Raw genomic sequence first — 16,286 nt, forward strand, 5'->3', positions numbered from 1 at the left:
ATGATGCCCGTCAACCAAACGTATGCGCAGTTCTCCGACACTGCCTTCGTATCGGCGTATATCATCTACGTTCTGGCGCTAATCCTTTCCCTTGTCTACTACGTTAAACAACAAGGCATTATCGACGCCCACCGCGAGCAAAAACGCGTGAGCGAACTCGTGGGCACGGGCGGCAGCGCGGACCTTCCCGATGATATCGCCGACGGCGTGCTTGCCGACGACGACCTCACCCAACGCGAAGAAAGCGCCCGCAAACTAGCCAACATGACCCAATCCCTCATGTGGCTTGGCGTCATGGTCCACCTAGTGTCTGTAGTGATGCGCGCACTTTCTGCCAGCCGATTCCCCTTTGGCAACCTGTACGAATACATCCTCGTGGTCACACTATTCGCCATGATTGGTGCTGTACTAATCCTGCAGCGACCACAATTCCGCGTCATCTGGCCATGGATCCTCACCCCGATGCTGGCACTGCTTTTCTACGGTGGAACCCAGCTCTATTCCGATGCAGCACCTGTTGTCCCAGCTCTGCAGTCCTTCTGGTTCCCGATCCACGTTTCCTCAGTATCCATCGGTGCGTCCATCGGTATCGTCTCCGGCATTGCCTCCTTGCTATACCTGCTGCGCATGTGGCAGCCAAAGGGTAAAGAGCACGGCTTCTTCGGTGCGGTGGCAAAACCACTTCCATCCGGAAAAACCCTGGATAACCTGGCATACAAAACCGCCATCTGGACAGTTCCAATCTTCGGACTCGGCATCATCCTGGGAGCTATCTGGGCCGAAGCAGCATGGGGTCGCTTCTGGGGTTGGGATCCTAAAGAGACAGTTTCCTTCATTACCTGGGTTCTTTACGCCGGCTACCTGCACGCACGTGCTACTGCTGGTTGGCGAAATACCAACGCAGCATGGATCAATATCCTCGCGTTAGCGACAATGATTTTCAATCTTTTCTTCATCAACATGGTGGTCTCTGGCCTGCACTCCTACGCTGGACTGAACTAATCCATTGAGGTTTTAGACCCGGCTGTGCTCTTTGATTGAGTACGGCCGGGTTTTTGCATGCTTCGAGTGCGGTGTATCCCGGGAGGGCCCGGGAGGGCCTCGGTGACCAAACTGGGAGACCCAGGATCCCCCAAAACTCAGATTCTGGGTCTCCTGGTTTGGTGAATCGCGCTGTACGCCAAACTGGGAGACCCAACTTTCGGGTTTGAGGGGAAAGTGGGTCTCCTGGTTTGGTCGGGTTGGTCTTTTGGTCTCTAACTCTAAAGGTCATACCTCCCTAGAAGCGTTTTTAAGAGGTTTTTAGACACTTCGGCATGCAATTACTCATGCGAAAAATTCGGGGCTTTAAACGGGCGATAAATCAGTTGGGGATTACGGGGAGGTTTCTACTGCGATTCTGGCCAAGGTTTTTCGGTCGAGTTATTTGCAGGCTGTTTAAGCGCTCGATTTCTTGGAATGGGTGTTCGTATCAAATGAGTGCTGAAAGGCGCTTAAAAGCGATTCTAGGAGGGTGCTTTTTTCGGGCTCCAACGTGAAATTTTGAGTACCACCACCAGACACCAAACATACGTGACAAAGATTCTTAAAATTAGGAAATCTTGGCACACCTGTTTGGTTTGTTCTTGGTTTGTTCTGAGCTAAACCAAACTCAGATGACAAAATTTGCGAAAAATTGAAAATCTTGGCACACCAGTTTGGTTTTTAGTGTGGGGCCGCATGTTCGTCGATGTGGGGTTGGGCACATTGGAATAGTTGGATGCAACTGTTAATACCTATTAACCAGCAGAAATTAGAATAATGCCCATTGGGTATTAAAGCATGCGGAAAAGGTGTTGGACGTGCATTGAAAGCACTCTGTAACGTGATCCATATCGCAATCGAGAGCGCTACCCATCACATCACTTGCACCGAGGAGATCTGCATCATGACCACATCGGAACTTCAGCCCCCAGCTGAACTAAGGAGACAAACAATGACAAGCGCTGCCACTGAAGCAGTTGTAAAAAAGCCACTGATTCCCCGCAGTTCGCTTGTCATAGCAATCAAAGCAATTATCGGAATCACGGGTTTATTTGTTGCGTGGGAATTAATCGTATTAATCACCAACCCACCTCGATTCCTGCTTGTCGGACCAAGCGCCGCGTTTGCAGAGTTATTTAACAGGCCCGGCTATTTCGCATCCAATGCGTGGGTGACTTTGCAGGAAGCACTCGCTGGTTTCGTGCTCGGTACTGCACTTGGAGTGTTGTGCGGAGCTGCGCTTCACTATTTCCCAGCGGTTCGTACTTTTCTTTACCCAGCGTTAGTGGCGATCGATACGATCCCAAAGGTCGCGCTAGCACCACTGTTTATCGTGTGGTTTGGATTCGGATTTGAGTCCAAGGTCTTTGTGGCAATGGCGATCGCGTTCTTCCCGCTAGTTATCAATACTTTTGATGGATTATCGTCCGTGCCTCATGAGCTGAAAGAGCTGGCTCGAATCAACAAGGCGACCACGTGGCAGCGATTGACCAAGATCGAATTCATTTATGCCGTGCCGTCGATATTCTCCGGCATGAAGATCTCTATTTCCCTGGCTGTCGGAGGTGCTGTGGTTGGTGAGTTCATTTCAGGATCAAAGGGTCTTGGTTATGTGATTTTGTTGGCCAACAGCCAGGTTGATTTGGCCAGCATGTTCGCTGCATTTATCGTGCTAGCCGCAATTTCTCTCACACTGTTTTATGTGGTGGATCTGGCTGCTAAACGCCTTGTGCCGTGGAAAACCTACGCAAAATAATCACCTCACTTGATTTACGACACAAGGAAAAGTAATGAACAAGAAAAAGATTGCTGCTTTTACTGCGGCACTTGCGGTGACAATTCCTCTGGTGAGTTCCTGTTCTTCTGGCTCTAGTGGAGATTCCGTGGACATCATGATGGATGTGGGATATCTGCCCAAGCATGCGCCGTTTTTCGCAGCGGTGGCACAAGGTTTTTTTGATGAAGAAGACCTTGATGTATCGCTCATGCCGGGATCTGGTTCCAATAACACGGTGACTTCTGTGGAAACGGGAAGGGTATTTGCTGGATTCGCCGATTTCGGTGTGACAGTGATGAACCAGGGTAGGGGAGCAGAGGTTCGCCAAGTAAATCTCCTTCAGGCAAGATCCGCGTATGCAGCGGTTGCTGATAAAGCCAGCGGCATTGAAAGTTGGGAAGATCTCAAAGGTAAAACGGTCGCCACCGAAGGTGCTGGGGCAATGGTGTCTATGTGGCCCTATGCATTGAATCAGTTGGGATATTCCGAAAGCGATATCAATGTTGTGCACGCATCGAGTGAATCTAAAATTCCTGGACTTTTGGCTCATCAATGGGATGCCAACCTTGCACTGGCGGTCTCTGATGCTCCAGCTCTAGCAGCATTGGGGATTGAGCCTGTGGTGCTGAACTGGGCGGATATCGGAATTTCCCTGTATGGCAACGGGATGGTGGTGTCCAACGAGACTATTGAAAATGAGCCAGAGAAGCTGGAGCGTTTCAACCGAGCTTTGCAAAAGGGATTTTTGTGGGCGTGTGAAAACCCAGAGCAAACATATAAGGATTTCAATGCTGAAGTTCAAGGGTATGAGGAATCAACCATCCTCCTTGCGTTGGAAGAACAGTGCGCACTGAATTGGCAAAGCGAAACCACCACTGAGCCTTTTGGGGCCATGAGTGATGAGGGTGTGCAGCAAATGATCGATATTGCGCAGGAATACCTCGGAATGGATCCGTCGGTGAGTATTACGCCGGATCAGGTTTATACCAATGATTTCATCACCCCAATTACACAAGGCACTGTCATTGCAGCGCCAACCCAAGAGAAATAGGACCAATATGTCTACTACAAGTGCAATTTCAGTCAAAAATGTTGGAGTTACGTTTCATTCCAGAGACGGAGCCGAAAACAAAGTGCTGGAAGGCGTGGACTTCGATGTTGCGCCGGGAGAGTTTGTCTCCATCGTGGGGCAGTCGGGAAGTGGAAAAACCACGCTGCTGAAAACAATTTCTGGCTTGCAGCAAGCAACCGCGGGTGAGGTGTTGGTCAATGGAAAACCCATCGCGGAGCAGGTGGAAGATATCGCAATGGTTTTCCAAGCGCCGGTGCTGTTGCCGTGGCGCAATAATTTGAACAACGTGTTGTTGCCGCTGGAGTTTAGGGGATCGCGGACGAAGGAATCGATGGATCGCGCGTATCAGCTACTGGAGATGGCGGGTCTAAAAGGTAAAGAAACTCGCTACTCCTATGAGTTGAGTGGCGGTATGCAGCAGCGAGTAGCTATTTGTCGAGCACTTGTGTCGAACCCAAAGTTGTTGCTGATGGATGAACCTTTCGGTGCTCTCGATGCGATGACCAGGGATTCTATGAACTTTGAGTTGCAGAAGATTTGGATGCGTGAAAAGTGCAGCGTCCTTTTTGTCACGCACAGCATTTCTGAAGCGGTGTGGCTTGGGGATCGCGTGATCATCGTCGGTGATCGTCCAGGGCACATTGTTGCTGATATCAAGATCGATATTCCACGCCCTCGCGCCAAGGAGCATCGATTCTCTGATGTGTTTTCAGATTACGTTGCAGAGATCGAATCCTTCATCGGCGTGACCGCAGGCATTAGCTAAACCACAATTACTTTATTTGAAAGGCACAGTTTCATGCACCTTAGTTCCAACCCAGCACAGTTGAAAGAACTCTTTGGCCTCGATGCACAAAAGAGTTTGCTGTTTTCCGCGATTCGTCTTGATTCGCATCCGCTTGTGGCACCGATTATCGCCACAATAAAAGATCAGGATCCGATTTTGTTGGTTCGCCAACAGGAGCAGGGCAATATTTTCTCCAGCGGGGTACCACGCGACAAGATCCGCTTCTACGCGCCATGGGTCACCATCGATGACGCGCCGCTCGAAGGCATTGAGGCGGCAAGTTCCTTGCCGGAACTGATTAAAGAGCTTGCCGACGCCACCCCCGTCTGTTTCTCACCCGACATCGCGTATGCACACTATCTTGCAGCGCAAGACCACGTGCAAATCGCTGTGGAATCACTTGCCCCGAAAGCGATCGATGTGGTGGAAGTGGAGAAGGGGAGCGTCGAAAAGCGTTTTGAAAGCTGGCGGCGCGCCGGCGTGGAGGAAGCCAAAAAGCTTATTCGCGGCATCGCTCATCTAGAGGGCCTGGAGGCGGAATTAGACCAGGTCGGCGCGGATAGCCGATTCGAGTTGCTGCAGGAAATTGCAACGCAGCATGGGTTGGATGCGATCTATGTGGCCTCCCCGCCGAATTTCTCGGAAATTACAGGACTGGCAGCCGCCGACGGGGCTTCTGTCCTGTGGAGTGCAGATACCCAATCAGTTTTCTTGTTCCTACCCCAAGGCACGACCGCCCCTGAAGGATCACAACCCGTTGGCTCATTCGGCTCTGTCAGTGAAGCTGTCGCGGTGCTGATCGGCGAAGACAAAGCAGTCGGAGTGGAAGAGGAATTCATTGGCACCGCCCTTGCGCTGAGCCTGACAGAAGGTGAAATCGTTCCAATCCAACAAGAACTTGGGCACTGGCGTGACGTCCGTGATCACGAAGATCTGCCATTCCAAATAATTGCAGCGCGCACCAGCGTGACAACCATGGAAAACACGTTGACCTGGACAAACAAACGGCTTGAACGCGGTGAAGAGTTCACTGAGCTGGATATTTATGCCCACTACCTTGAAGAATTGGAAGACTACGCGCTGCAATTTACCTTCGATGTTGAGCCGTATTTTACTAACCTGCACTCATCCAACAGAATGCTTTTCCCCGGTCCTCCTGTAGATTTCCCCATCAACGCAGAAACCAGGTGCATTCAGCTTGATGCCGGTGTGGCAGTGAAAAAGGATGGGGTGGTGCTGGGAACCTCCGATATGGCGCGGTCTTTGCCACGTACAGCCGCAGGCCAAGAAGCCTACGATTACTTCTTTAAAGTTGTCCGTGAAGGAATCATCGGACAGCTTCGACCAGGCGTAATTTGCGCCGATGTCCATGAAGCCACACTTGATTATCTAGCACCACAACTGCCCCGGATGATCGATATTGGAATGCTGGGTGCGGATACCGACTTCAACACCATTTACCGCAAACGCAATGTTGGACACCTCATGGGCAAACAAGAATCCTTTGCCAACGAGCTTCGACCAGGTTATAAACACATTCTCCACCACGGATCATATGGTGCGGCAGAAATCCCGTGGCGATACAACGGCGTGGCCATCGGCACGGAAGATCTTTGGTACATCGGCAAAGACAAAACCTACATTCTAAGCCAACGCTAAGGAGCCCTCATGACAGATTTTGCCACGCACCTTCACAGCTTAGGCATTGAATTACCTGATCTGCCTGCGCCTGCATACTCGTATGTGCCATTTAGCCGCCACGGTGACACGTTGTATCTTTCGGGGCAAATTTCCAGAAATGCAGCGGGAGATATCTTGGAGGGGCGAGTTGGTGAAGACGCCTCCATCGAAGATGGCATTTATGCCGCCGAAGTTGCCACCATCAACCTTTTAGCGCGGATCCAACAAGCCATCGGGCTGGACAACGTTGCTCAAATACTCAAGCTCAACGTGTGGGTCAACAGCACGGATGAGTTTATTCAACAACCACTAGTTGCCGATGGCGCATCACAACTTTTAGAAAAAGTATTCGGTGAAGCCGGCAAACACGCACGAACTGCGTTGCCCACGCACACTCTTCCCCAAGGAGCATTAGTGGAACTAGACGCCGTGGTGGCTATTAAGTAGTTAAAAACCTAGCGGGCGAAAATTTCAGCAACCGTGTCCACATGTGCGGCATGGATGCTGAAATATGCCCACTTTCCACATTGCTCACGGGTAACCAAATTGGCCGAAATGAGCTTTTTCATGTGGTGGGTTACCGTAGGTGCCGAGATCTTTAACGTCCGTGCCAGCGCATTTGCGCTCACCCGCGCATTTTTAGTGGTGTAAATCAGATACAAAATTTCCAAGCGAGTGGTATCGCCCAACGCCTTATAAAAATCGCTGGCGTTTTCGGCGATGTCCGTGATCCTGCGGGGTACGGATTTTAGGGGCGCAAAACGTGGCTCGGAAACGCTGTCTGCGCGAGAGGGGATAACGGAGGTCATTCACTCAATATATAGGTATGGCAAGCCTAAGTGAATTGATTCGGTGGATTGTATGCATCACACCCAATTAAAGGGGTAGTTTTGGGCGCTTAAGAATCCTCTGTGGGTTTTTCGTCAGGGCCTTCCTTTGGCTCCTCCGGTGTGGCGTAGCGTTCCCTGGCACGTTTGAGACGCTCTTCCTCTTCTTGCAAGGCTGCTTCTTCTGCACGACGACGCTTAAACCGGTTCTTCTCAATATTCCACAAGAACTCTTCATCATCGTCTGGGCCTTTTACCTGACGAGGTGCCTGGCCCTGATTAACTCCCGCATTGCGCCTCCATGTGGATGGTTTGAACGCCTTCCACAGCAAGACAATTGCGACGATAACCAAAATAATCAGCAAAAGCCTACCCACTTCAACTCTCCTTAAATATTTCCTTCAACCTCCCACAATACGGCAACTTTGCAGCATTCTTGGGTATCGGGAGGTATTGAGTAGGGTTGAATATGTGAGTGAGTCCAATAGCCCCAACCCCCAGGCACACCAAGCGCCAGAATTAGATCCAGAACTACAAAAAGCAGCCCGCAAAAATGTCCTCATTTATGGTCTTGCGCGACTGCTGCTTTTCGGAGTGCTCACCTTGATTATTCACGGCTTAGCTCTACTTATTAGCGCACCAGTGCCGCTCGTGATGTCCGCGATGCTAGCCCTCATTGTGGCTTTCCCGCTGTCCATGCTGATCTTTAGCAAACAGCGCAGCAATGCCACCTTGGCGGTATCTCAGTGGGATGCTCAACGCAAGGCTCATAAGGAATGGGTCCGAAACGAATTGGCGGATCGTTAAGGGGATTGCTTTAGGTTTTGGCGTCGAAAAGCGAATTAGCTCAACGCCAAGGCCAGGCCGGTCAGCACGGCCCACAACGCCATGGAGCGCCCCGTAGCGCCGATAACGGGAATCAGATCCTTGCCCGTGGCATGAGCACGGATCGGCTTCGCAGCTTTTAAAGCCAGCGGGAAAACAATGATCGCGATGAGCGCCGGCCAGGCAACAAACGCCAAGCAAATCGACATGATAAACGGCGTGGAAATCAACGCAAGAAACAGCCTGCGTGCACCAGCATCCCCCAAGCGGACAGCGAGAGTGATCTTTCCAGACTCACGATCCGTTGGGATATCACGGATATTGTTAGCCAAATTCACCCCAGCAGACATGGAACCCACACCGACTGCAGCTGCCACACCAACCCAACTCACAAAACCCGCCTGGGTGAATTGCGTACCCAACACCGCAACCAAACCAAAGAAAACAAACACCGCGACCTCACCCAACCCGCGGTACCCATAAGGATTCTTACCACCGGTGTAAAACCACGCACCCAGCACACAGATGATTCCGATGATGATCAGCCACCATGCGCTCAAAAGGCTCAGTGCGGTGCCGGCAATCCCTGCCACACCAAAAGAGATAAATGCAGCAGCCTTCACCTTCTTCGGTGCAGCCAAGCCAGAACCAGTAAGGCGCAGCGGGCCGGTGCGATCCTCATCAGTGCCACGAATACCATCTGAATAATCGTTGGCGTAATTCACACCGATGATCAAAGCCCACGCCACTATCAACGCCAGCAGGGCCTTCCACCACACAAAACCACCATGAAACGCTGCAACGCCAGAACCAGCAATAACCGGAGCAAAAGCATTAGCCCAGGTATGTGGGCGAGCGCCTTGAATCCAATCAGAAAAAGTTGCAGAAGTTGGTTGAGGTTCGGTGTGAGACATAGTATCTATCTTTCCCCATCAACCATGTGATTGTGCAATCAGTGGCTTTTGTGGAGGGGTTTTGCAAAAGGGTCTGTCTTTTCAGAGTCAGTCGGGCAGACGGTGTCATGGAATGAAACGCTATTGTGAAATAAGCGGATAAGTTTCATAGTCAATCGAGGAGGAGTCGCAGTAGTTTATGTGGGTTGGTTATGCGGTTCGGCAGATCGCCAGCGTTTTCCTTACTCTTTTGCGGATGCTGCCATTGGCAGTACGAAATCGAGTATCCAGGGGTCAAATCCCGAAAACCGGCGACGTAGTGATTTCACTGACCACCCATGGGAAAAGAATCAACCACGTTCACTTCACCATTGAATCCATAGCGCGCGGACATATCAAAGCACCAATTGTGCTGTGGCTGGACAAGCAAGATTTTGACAGTACGTGGCCTGCGACGATGAACCGCCTTGTTGATCGCGGCCTCCAAGTACGGTGCAGCGACGGATCCTATGGGCCGCACACTAAATATTGGAACCAATTCCGCGAAGTCCACGGAACCGGAGTGCGCGTCGCCACGGTAGATGATGACATGATCTACCCCGAGTGGTTCCTGCAGCGTCTGCTATTTATCGGCGATCTGCGCATGGATGCGGTTGTCGCCTACCGGGCGCACAGAATTGAGCTTCGCGACGAGCACCTGCTCCCTTACGTTAAATGGAGCCCCGCAGACACTTCTAAAGCATCATTTTTGCACTTCGCCACTGGTGTCTCTGGTGTGTTATATCCGGTGACGTTTATCGATTATGTGGTGTCCCAAGGCGATGTTTTCCTGCAAACCTGCAAACGTGCCGACGATGTGTGGCTCCATGCCTGTGCACTTCGTTCAGATCACCCAATTCGCCAGGTCTATGCACAACCCCGCCACTTCGCTGTCGTTCCCACCACCCAGGTTGGTGCCCTAGTTGTAGGCAACACACTCATGGGCGGAAATGATGAGCAGATCGCCAAAGTTTATACAGACGAAGATGTGGCAAAACTTGTAGAAGCCAGCAAGAGGGAAGACTAAAACAGCTTTTGAATAGCGCGTCTATCTGCTTTTCCAGGACCAATGCTTGGAAGAGTCTCGAGGTGTTTTAAGCGCTTGGGCAGTTGCCAACGGGGGAGATCATCGAGGCCCTCGATTACTTCTGACGGCGAAATTGAGCCGGAATACACAGCCACAATTGCTTGTCCTAGGCGGGGATCTGGAATGCCCACCACACAAGCCGCAGTTACTCCTTTGATATCTGCAATGGCTCGCTCGAGTACTTCTGGGTGAAGCTTTAATCCACCGGAATCGATGATCGCATCAACTCGGCCAGTAACAGACAAAATGCCATCTCGTAGCTCGCCGGCATCGGAAGTGGTGAACCAGCCTTCGTTGGCAAAATCGGGATGATTGGGGGCGTTTCGATACCCCTGGGCGATCATGGGGCCACCGAGTTCAATGCGATCGTTTCGGAGCCGGACTTTTGCACTAGGAATCGGTTTTCCGCCATAGATGCAGCCGCCAGACGTTTCTGAGGAACCGTAAGTGGTAACAATGCTGATTCCCAGTTTTTTCGCTGAGGTTAGAGCTTGCTTGGACAGGGCTGCGCCGCCGACGAGGATGGCGTCGAACAGCTTTAAAGCCTCAATACCAGGCAGGGAATTCATGGCCTTGAGCAGCTGCATGGGGGTTAAAGAGGTGTAGATTCGGTCACCGGTGTTTTTTAATTCTGCGGCAGCTGTGGCGAAATCGTCGATATGAAAGCCTGTGCTTAAATCGATTGCCAATGGCTCGACACCTGCGATCAGGCTGCGGATTAACACCTGCATTCCGGCAATGTGGTGCGCTGGCATGGCAAGCAACCACTGGCCTTCACCACCTAGGAATTGGTGTGTGGCATCGGCGGAGCTCACCAGATTCAGTGGAGTTAATTGTGCACCTTTTGGAGTGCCAGTAGAACCAGAAGTGGCCATCACCAAAGCGATCGAAGGATCGATGGTGTGGCCAACATGTTGGGAATCGCGCAATAACTGTGCCCGGTTTTTATCCTGGGATGGAATAGGGAGGAAAGTTTTCTTTCCTGCGATAGCGTCCTCGAGATCTTTCAAAATCGTTGTGGGATGTGCAAGATCTACAGGTAATGCTTCGAGGACGCGGGTATTCATAGTTTGTGATTCTAGTGGGCTTTTGATCAGTCTAAAGAGTCGAGCCCGGGTTTTGATGTTCTATGCTTTGCGCTTTGCCAGAGCAGCGTCGATGCTCCATGCGCCTGCACCGGCTGCGATAAGCAGAAGTGCACCTGCACCGATTGCACCAACGAGCTCCCAGCCATTGTTGCTGACAAAGATGCCGGAGGATACGTGTGCAAATAGTGCTGCAAGAAGCATGTCAAGTGCCACGATAGCGCCCACGATGCGAGTAAACGCTCCTAGGATAATCAGGATTCCGCCGACAAGTTCAATCAGGGCAGCAAGGATGGCTGCGAAACCTGCAGCAGGGATACCAAGGGATCCGAAGAAGCCGGTGACTCCTTCGAGTCCTGTGATAGCAAATTTGTCCCAGCCGTGGGCGATCAAGATGACGCCGAGGAGGATGCGGGCGAGGAGGAAGGAAATTTCTTTGATTGTTGACATGGGCACTAAAGCTAGATGGAATTAGTTTCCGTGTCAACTATTGGGATTGGGTCGGAAGTTTCTGGCAAATATAAAGGCCAGCTATTAACGATCTATTTCCCGAGGTACAGCCCATTTATTCGGATCGGAAACGGGATCTGGAAGAAGCTCGGCGGGGAAAGATTGATAAGAAATCGGGCGCATAAATCTCTCGATTGCCAGGGTTCCAACACTTGTAGATTGCGCATTGGACGTAGCAGGGAATGGACCTCCGTGGATAACCGCATGCCCAACTTCCACTCCAGTTGGCCAGCCTCCGAAAAGAATGCGGCCCGCAAGGTCTTCCAAAAGGGGGATAAGTTGGGTCACTTCCCCAAAATCATCCTGGGATGAATGGATCGTGGCGGTTAGTTGTCCTTCGAGAACCAATGCTGCTTCGTGCAGTTGTTCCGGGGAGTCATAGCGAACAATCAGTGATGCAGCACCGAAAATTTCCTCCTGCAACACAGCATTATTCAGCAAGGTTTGAATGTCGCTTTCAAACACCACCGGCCCTGGCGCATTTTCACCAGCCCCAGGTTTACCGTGGGCACGAATGCCAACACCGGGTTGCTTTTCTAGGTTGTCCACTCCGCGCTGCCAGGCCTCGGCAATGCCCTTGGTGAGCATGGTTTGCCCCGTTGTGCCAGCAAACTCGGAGGCTACGAGCTGCACAAAGGCATCACCTGCAACTCCTCGGGGGACAAACACCAAACCAGGCTTTGTGCACAATTGCCCCGAACTGCCAGTGATCGATGCAGTAAAAGCTGCAGCTAAAGATGTCGAAGATTCCAAATCTGCAAGCGCGCCGGGAAAAACAAACACAGGATTTGTGGCACTCATTTCCGCAAAAACCGGCACGGGCACCGGCCTGTTGAACGCCGTGTGCATCAACGCCAGGCCACCCTGCCGCGATCCTGTAAAACCGATCGCCTGAATTGCCGGATCGGCCGCCAATTCTTGACCAATTTCCACCCCACGCCCGTAGACAAGATTAAACACACCAGCATCAAGCCCATGCTTTTCGACGGCGCCGAGCACCGCTTGCCCTACGAGCTCAGCGGTTCCAGGGTGCGCATTATGTGCTTTGAAAACCACAGGGCAACCCGCTGCCAACGCAGATGCAGTATCTCCACCTGCGGTAGAAAATGCGAGGGGAAAGTTGCTCGCGCCGAATACAGCAACAGGGCCCAACGGAATGTGGCGTTGTCTAAGGTCAACGCGGGGTCCACGTTCGATACGGACTCGGTGGAATTCTCCACTTTTCACCGTGGTGGCAAAAAGCCTGAGTTGATTGCTGGTTCGCGCGACTTCACCAGTCAACCGAGCTGGCGTTAGACCTGTTTCCAGGCTTGCGCGTTGCACAATCTCCTCAGTTAGAGCATCGATATTATCTGCGATGGAGTTAAGGAAATCAGCCCTAAGCTCAGGTGATGTAAGACGGTAGCTTTGAAAAGCTCTTTTGGCAGCAGTTGTGGCTTTTCGTAATTGTGCACTGCTGGCCAAGGAATAGGAAGGCTCTAAGCGGGCGTTTGTCCGGGGATCAAAACCAGTAATTTCTCCATTTGTTCCTGGGATCCAGGTGCCGTCGATAAGCGAACATCCATGCAATGCTGTTGCGGTGATCATGCTTTCACCTCTACTGGTAGTCGGTAAGAACCCGCGCCTGATGTTTCTAGAAGCTCAGTCAAATCAGCAATGTCTTGATCAGACAAATTGCGTAGTGGTGGTCGAACACTGCCGACATTTCGCCCGACTGCCTTGAGTCCACCCTTGACGATGGACACTCCAAAGCCTTGAGCACGGTCGCGGATATCTAGGTAGGGCAGCACGAAATCGCTGAGCTTCTTCTTTACTGCAGCACTGTCTTGGGCTCGGACATCGGCATAAAAAGCAAGGGCGAAATCTGGAATGAAGTTGAACATGGCAGAGGAGTAGGTGCTCATACCCATTTGAAGAAGGGGCAGGGCAAACGTCTCTGCTGTTGGCAAACCGCCGAGGTAGAAGAGGCGATCTCCACACAGGGTGGTGATTTTTGCTAGGTGTTCAATGTTTCCAGTGCCGTCTTTGAAACCAATGAAGTTGGGGTAGCGCTCAGATAGTCGGGCGATAACTTCAGGGGAGTAGATGGCATTGGCACGGTTGTACACAATCACGCCCAAGGAAGTGGATTCACATACTGCTGCAGCATGGTTGTAGAGGCCTTCGGCATCGCATTCGGTCAGGTAAGGCGGAAGCAGTAAAAGCCCTTCCGCTCCGGCTGCTTCTGCACCTTGTGCATTCGCAATGGCAGTTTTGGTGGATCCCGTAGCTGATCCTAGGACAGGTACGTCCGGGTGCGAGGCTTGGACTGCCAATTGGGTGACGCGGTGGTTTTCTTCAACGGTGAGACTGAAACCTTCACCGGTGCCGCCGGCTGCGAAAAGCCCAGCAACAGGATAACTGGACTGCCATTCGATGTGTTCGGCGTAGGCAGAATCATCCACTTCAAGGTCATCGCGGAAAGCGGTGGCGGGGAATGAGAGTAGTCCATCTTTAAGATGATCTGCCAAATCTTGGGGAGAAAAGCGTGCCATGGGGGCTCCTTAGGTGAGTGATCTATAAGACACTTTGGAGTCTAAGACGCGCCCGTGATACCTGTCCAAGATTAGTTTGGCATGTTGAAATACTTAAAAGGTATCGTCGATATTTTGGATAAACTTCCTCACTGCAGGATTATCATTTGTGATGGAATAAATAACCTGAAGTTCTGCTAAACCTGCAGGTAAATCATAAAAACTTCGGAACTCTACACCGTGATAATTGAGCTTTTTCGCAGATTCGGGAACAAGCGCAACACCTAATCCTGATGCCACCAAACTCACCATTGTGGTGATCTGGCTGAGCGTATGTTGCACTTGTGCATCATGAATCGTGAAGTTTCTAATGACAATGTCATAGAGGTACTTTGCCTTCGTAGGGGAATGCTGCAACAACGGCACCCCAGTGAGATGTTTACGCAACAGCGGACGATCCTCACTCAATAATGGATGACCCTTGGGAGCTGCAAGAACTAAAGAGTCTGCTTGCAAACGCCGAGTTTTAAGACCATCAACTGGGGAACTAAGGCGCCCAATACCTAAATCCAAAAGTCCTGACTCTAAAGCCGCAACCTGTTCGGTGGATACCATCTCAAACAGATCGACACTGACACCCGGCATCTTTTCATGTAGCCGATTCAACGTTGGGCCAAGGATAGAAAAGCCAGCAGCAGCGGTATATCCGATGTTGAGTTGTCCCCACATGCCAGAACTTGCCAACCGTGCACGTTCTGCCGCTTTTTCTGTGGAATTTAAAATCAGGCGAGCATCTTTCAAAAATGCCAGACCCGCAGTTGTGAGTTCCACTTTGCGGTTATCGCGATCCAGCAGCGTTGCACCAACAATCTTTTCCAGTTTTTGGATCTGACGGCTAAGTGGCGGCTGAGTCATCGATAACTCGGCAGCTGCTTTGCCGAAATGTAGGTGATTAGCCACGGCTACGAAACAGCGCAGCTGCTCTAGAGTGAACAAGAAGACTCCAAGTAATTAGTCGTGAGTTGGGAAGCCCTCAGCTTTAAGTTTCTTTTGGATGCGATCAATATCTTCTGTCTCCGGTGGCTGGCTATGCACATGGGTGATCAGCTTGCCGATCTTTTCACGGGTAATCGGCTTGTCATGGAGCCCATTGTTTTCGCCTTCTTCGATGAGAAGATCAGCCAGTTCATTGAGATCTTCTTCCGTAAGCTCTCGTTCCAAAACATAGAACAAGGCAAAAGTATCGTGGCGTGGCACCCCGGATGGATAACCCTGGCGGAGCCAGTTGAGTGCTCGCTGGGCAAAGTTTGGGCTGTCATTTTTGGGCATGGAAATAATTTTAGGCTGATCGGAAATGAAAATCATTGAAATGCCCTTTTCCGGATTATTTGAAAGGGGCACCTGCGGTCTAGTGGTTACTGTTCGTTGAGATAAAACGCAGCAGCATTGTTCCAAAACACATTGTCCACGTGTTCTTCACCGACGGTCTCGGCAATGAGGTCAAGATCTGCATCCTCAAAGGGGCGCTTAGCTCGGGTGGATGGAAGGTCAGTGCCGATCATTAATGCTGTGGGATCCACAGCCATGATTGCTTTCATAGTCTCAGCAGGATCGAGCTCAACTCGGCCGAATCCTGTTGCTTTAACTTTGATTCCGTTTTCCACCAGGCGGAGTAAAGCAGGAAGTCCATCGCGGTGCATACCTAGGTGATCAATGCTTACTGCAGGAAGTGAAATAAGCGTTGATTCCAACTCGTCTAATTCGCGAGCATCGACATAGAGTTCGGTATGCCACCCAGCTAAATCATGGACTCTACGTGCTAAAGATTCCAGATCATCAAGACCTGCGGAACCGCCACGCTTTAGATTGAAACGCACGGCCCTAATTCCCGCGGAATCAAGATCAAGAATGTCCTGATCTGTTGTATCTGCGGGGATTTGGGTAACACCAACATATCCAGGGCCTAGAGCTGCTAAGGCATCTTTGAGGTAGCCTTGGTCAAAAGCTTGGAAAGATCCAGAAACTACAGCTCCACCAGCAACATTGAGTCCTTCAACGCGCTGTGTGTAATCGTCAACGGTGAAAGGATCCGGGAGAAACCCATTGTTTTCAATAACCGGGTGGTTTGGATCGATGATGTGGAAGTGGGTATCAAAAAGCTTCGGTAT

18 protein-coding genes are annotated in these 16,286 nt (G+C 51.1%); 8 read left to right on the forward strand and 10 right to left on the reverse strand.

Annotated features, from left to right (window positions below):
* Positions 1–3: 3 nt before the first annotated feature.
* From ccsB to N24_RS03020, 6 genes are all read left to right on the forward strand, one after another.
* The gene (ccsB, locus tag N24_RS02995) at positions 4–1,002 is read left to right on the forward strand and encodes a c-type cytochrome biogenesis protein CcsB (protein WP_167382159.1); all 999 of its coding nucleotides are present in this window, start codon (positions 4–6) and stop codon (positions 1,000–1,002) included.
* 973 nt (positions 1,003–1,975) lie between these two features.
* Positions 1,976–2,779, forward strand: a complete 804-nt coding sequence (locus N24_RS03000) for an ABC transporter permease (RefSeq protein ID WP_096454216.1) — start codon at positions 1,976–1,978, stop codon at positions 2,777–2,779.
* Between the two features lie 34 nt (positions 2,780–2,813).
* Positions 2,814–3,851: an ABC transporter substrate-binding protein gene (locus N24_RS03005; protein WP_096454218.1), complete on the forward strand. Its 1,038-nt coding sequence runs from the start codon at positions 2,814–2,816 to the stop codon at positions 3,849–3,851.
* 7 nt (positions 3,852–3,858) lie between these two features.
* A complete protein-coding gene (locus tag N24_RS03010; protein WP_167382011.1) occupies positions 3,859–4,638 on the forward strand; it encodes an ABC transporter ATP-binding protein in 780 nt (259 codons plus the stop codon).
* A 33-nt stretch (positions 4,639–4,671) separates the two neighbouring features.
* On the forward strand, positions 4,672–6,318 hold the full coding sequence (locus tag N24_RS16320; protein ID WP_167382012.1) for an aminopeptidase P family N-terminal domain-containing protein: 1,647 nt from the start codon (positions 4,672–4,674) through the stop codon (positions 6,316–6,318).
* Between the two features lie 9 nt (positions 6,319–6,327).
* The gene (locus N24_RS03020) at positions 6,328–6,786 is read left to right on the forward strand and encodes a RidA family protein (RefSeq protein ID WP_096454220.1); all 459 of its coding nucleotides are present in this window, start codon (positions 6,328–6,330) and stop codon (positions 6,784–6,786) included.
* 8 nt (positions 6,787–6,794) lie between these two features.
* On the opposite strand, the gene N24_RS03025 is transcribed toward N24_RS03020, so the two are convergent.
* Together N24_RS03025 and N24_RS03030 are read right to left on the reverse strand one after the other, a co-directional pair.
* Positions 6,795–7,148 carry an ArsR/SmtB family transcription factor gene (locus N24_RS03025; RefSeq protein ID WP_096454222.1) on the reverse strand — a complete coding sequence of 118 codons (354 nt, stop codon included), beginning with the start codon at positions 7,146–7,148 and terminating at the stop codon, positions 6,795–6,797.
* A gap of 89 nt (positions 7,149–7,237) precedes the next feature.
* A complete protein-coding gene (locus N24_RS03030; protein ID WP_096454224.1) occupies positions 7,238–7,543 on the reverse strand; it encodes a hypothetical protein in 306 nt (101 codons plus the stop codon).
* 94 nt (positions 7,544–7,637) lie between these two features.
* Between N24_RS03030 and N24_RS03035 the strand changes: the two genes are divergently transcribed.
* Positions 7,638–7,973 (forward strand): DUF4229 domain-containing protein, encoded by a 336-nt coding sequence (locus N24_RS03035; RefSeq protein ID WP_231910846.1) that lies wholly within the window; start codon positions 7,638–7,640, stop codon positions 7,971–7,973.
* A gap of 35 nt (positions 7,974–8,008) precedes the next feature.
* Here N24_RS03035 and N24_RS03040 read toward each other — a convergent pair whose 3' ends face one another.
* Entirely contained in the window at positions 8,009–8,905 is an 897-nt protein-coding gene (locus N24_RS03040; protein ID WP_096454226.1) for a 1,4-dihydroxy-2-naphthoate polyprenyltransferase, read from the reverse strand.
* A 178-nt stretch (positions 8,906–9,083) separates the two neighbouring features.
* Here N24_RS03040 and N24_RS03045 point away from each other — a divergent pair, with 178 nt between their 5' ends.
* A complete protein-coding gene (locus tag N24_RS03045; protein ID WP_096454228.1) occupies positions 9,084–9,950 on the forward strand; it encodes a glycosyltransferase in 867 nt (288 codons plus the stop codon).
* Here N24_RS03045 and menE read toward each other — a convergent pair.
* The 7 genes from menE to N24_RS03080 form a co-directional block, all read right to left on the reverse strand.
* On the reverse strand, positions 9,947–11,077 hold the full coding sequence (gene menE / locus N24_RS03050) for an o-succinylbenzoate--CoA ligase (RefSeq protein WP_096454230.1): 1,131 nt from the start codon (positions 11,075–11,077) through the stop codon (positions 9,947–9,949). The two genes, N24_RS03045 and menE, sit on opposite strands and share 4 nt — an antisense overlap.
* A 60-nt stretch (positions 11,078–11,137) precedes the next feature.
* Positions 11,138–11,545, reverse strand: a complete 408-nt coding sequence (locus N24_RS03055; protein WP_096454232.1) for a DoxX family protein — start codon at positions 11,543–11,545, stop codon at positions 11,138–11,140.
* Between the two features lie 84 nt (positions 11,546–11,629).
* Complete coding sequence (locus N24_RS03060) at positions 11,630–13,192, reverse strand: aldehyde dehydrogenase (NADP(+)) (protein WP_096454234.1); 1,563 nt, start codon at positions 13,190–13,192, stop codon at positions 11,630–11,632.
* Complete coding sequence (locus N24_RS03065) at positions 13,189–14,139, reverse strand: 5-dehydro-4-deoxyglucarate dehydratase (RefSeq protein ID WP_096454236.1); 951 nt, start codon at positions 14,137–14,139, stop codon at positions 13,189–13,191. The genes N24_RS03060 and N24_RS03065 overlap by 4 nt, the downstream gene beginning before the upstream one ends.
* Positions 14,140–14,232: 93 nt before the next feature.
* On the reverse strand, positions 14,233–15,114 hold the full coding sequence (locus tag N24_RS03070; protein WP_096454238.1) for a LysR family transcriptional regulator: 882 nt from the start codon (positions 15,112–15,114) through the stop codon (positions 14,233–14,235).
* Between the two features lie 15 nt (positions 15,115–15,129).
* Positions 15,130–15,447: a DUF3349 domain-containing protein gene (locus tag N24_RS03075; protein WP_096459650.1), complete on the reverse strand. Its 318-nt coding sequence runs from the start codon at positions 15,445–15,447 to the stop codon at positions 15,130–15,132.
* Positions 15,448–15,533: 86 nt separating this feature from the next.
* Positions 15,534–16,286 (reverse strand): amidohydrolase family protein, encoded by a 753-nt coding sequence (locus tag N24_RS03080; RefSeq protein WP_096454240.1) that lies wholly within the window; start codon positions 16,284–16,286, stop codon positions 15,534–15,536.

The sequence above is a fragment of the Corynebacterium suranareeae genome (genome assembly GCF_002355155.1).
In the GTDB taxonomy this organism is placed as follows: domain Bacteria; phylum Actinomycetota; class Actinomycetes; order Mycobacteriales; family Mycobacteriaceae; genus Corynebacterium; species Corynebacterium suranareeae.

Bases quoted from the DNA above. Each gene is read 5' to 3' on its own strand.
- ccsB (WP_167382159.1), top strand. From the start codon at position 4: ATGCCCGTCAACCAAACGTATGCGCAGTTCTCCGACACTGCCTTCGTA.
- N24_RS03000 (WP_096454216.1), top strand. From the start codon at position 1,976: ATGACAAGCGCTGCCACTGAAGCAGTTGTAAAAAAGCCACTGATTCCC.
- N24_RS03005 (WP_096454218.1), top strand. From the start codon at position 2,814: ATGAACAAGAAAAAGATTGCTGCTTTTACTGCGGCACTTGCGGTGACA.
- N24_RS03010 (WP_167382011.1), top strand. From the start codon at position 3,859: ATGTCTACTACAAGTGCAATTTCAGTCAAAAATGTTGGAGTTACGTTT.
- N24_RS16320 (WP_167382012.1), top strand. From the start codon at position 4,672: ATGCACCTTAGTTCCAACCCAGCACAGTTGAAAGAACTCTTTGGCCTC.
- N24_RS03020 (WP_096454220.1), top strand. From the start codon at position 6,328: ATGACAGATTTTGCCACGCACCTTCACAGCTTAGGCATTGAATTACCT.
- N24_RS03025 (WP_096454222.1), bottom strand. From the start codon at position 7,148: ATGACCTCCGTTATCCCCTCTCGCGCAGACAGCGTTTCCGAGCCACGT.
- N24_RS03040 (WP_096454226.1), bottom strand. From the start codon at position 8,905: ATGTCTCACACCGAACCTCAACCAACTTCTGCAACTTTTTCTGATTGG.
- N24_RS03045 (WP_096454228.1), top strand. From the start codon at position 9,084: ATGTGGGTTGGTTATGCGGTTCGGCAGATCGCCAGCGTTTTCCTTACT.
- menE (WP_096454230.1), bottom strand. From the start codon at position 11,077: ATGAATACCCGCGTCCTCGAAGCATTACCTGTAGATCTTGCACATCCC.
- N24_RS03055 (WP_096454232.1), bottom strand. From the start codon at position 11,545: ATGTCAACAATCAAAGAAATTTCCTTCCTCCTCGCCCGCATCCTCCTC.
- N24_RS03060 (WP_096454234.1), bottom strand. From the start codon at position 13,192: ATGATCACCGCAACAGCATTGCATGGATGTTCGCTTATCGACGGCACC.
- N24_RS03065 (WP_096454236.1), bottom strand. From the start codon at position 14,139: ATGGCACGCTTTTCTCCCCAAGATTTGGCAGATCATCTTAAAGATGGA.
- N24_RS03075 (WP_096459650.1), bottom strand. From the start codon at position 15,447: ATGCCCAAAAATGACAGCCCAAACTTTGCCCAGCGAGCACTCAACTGG.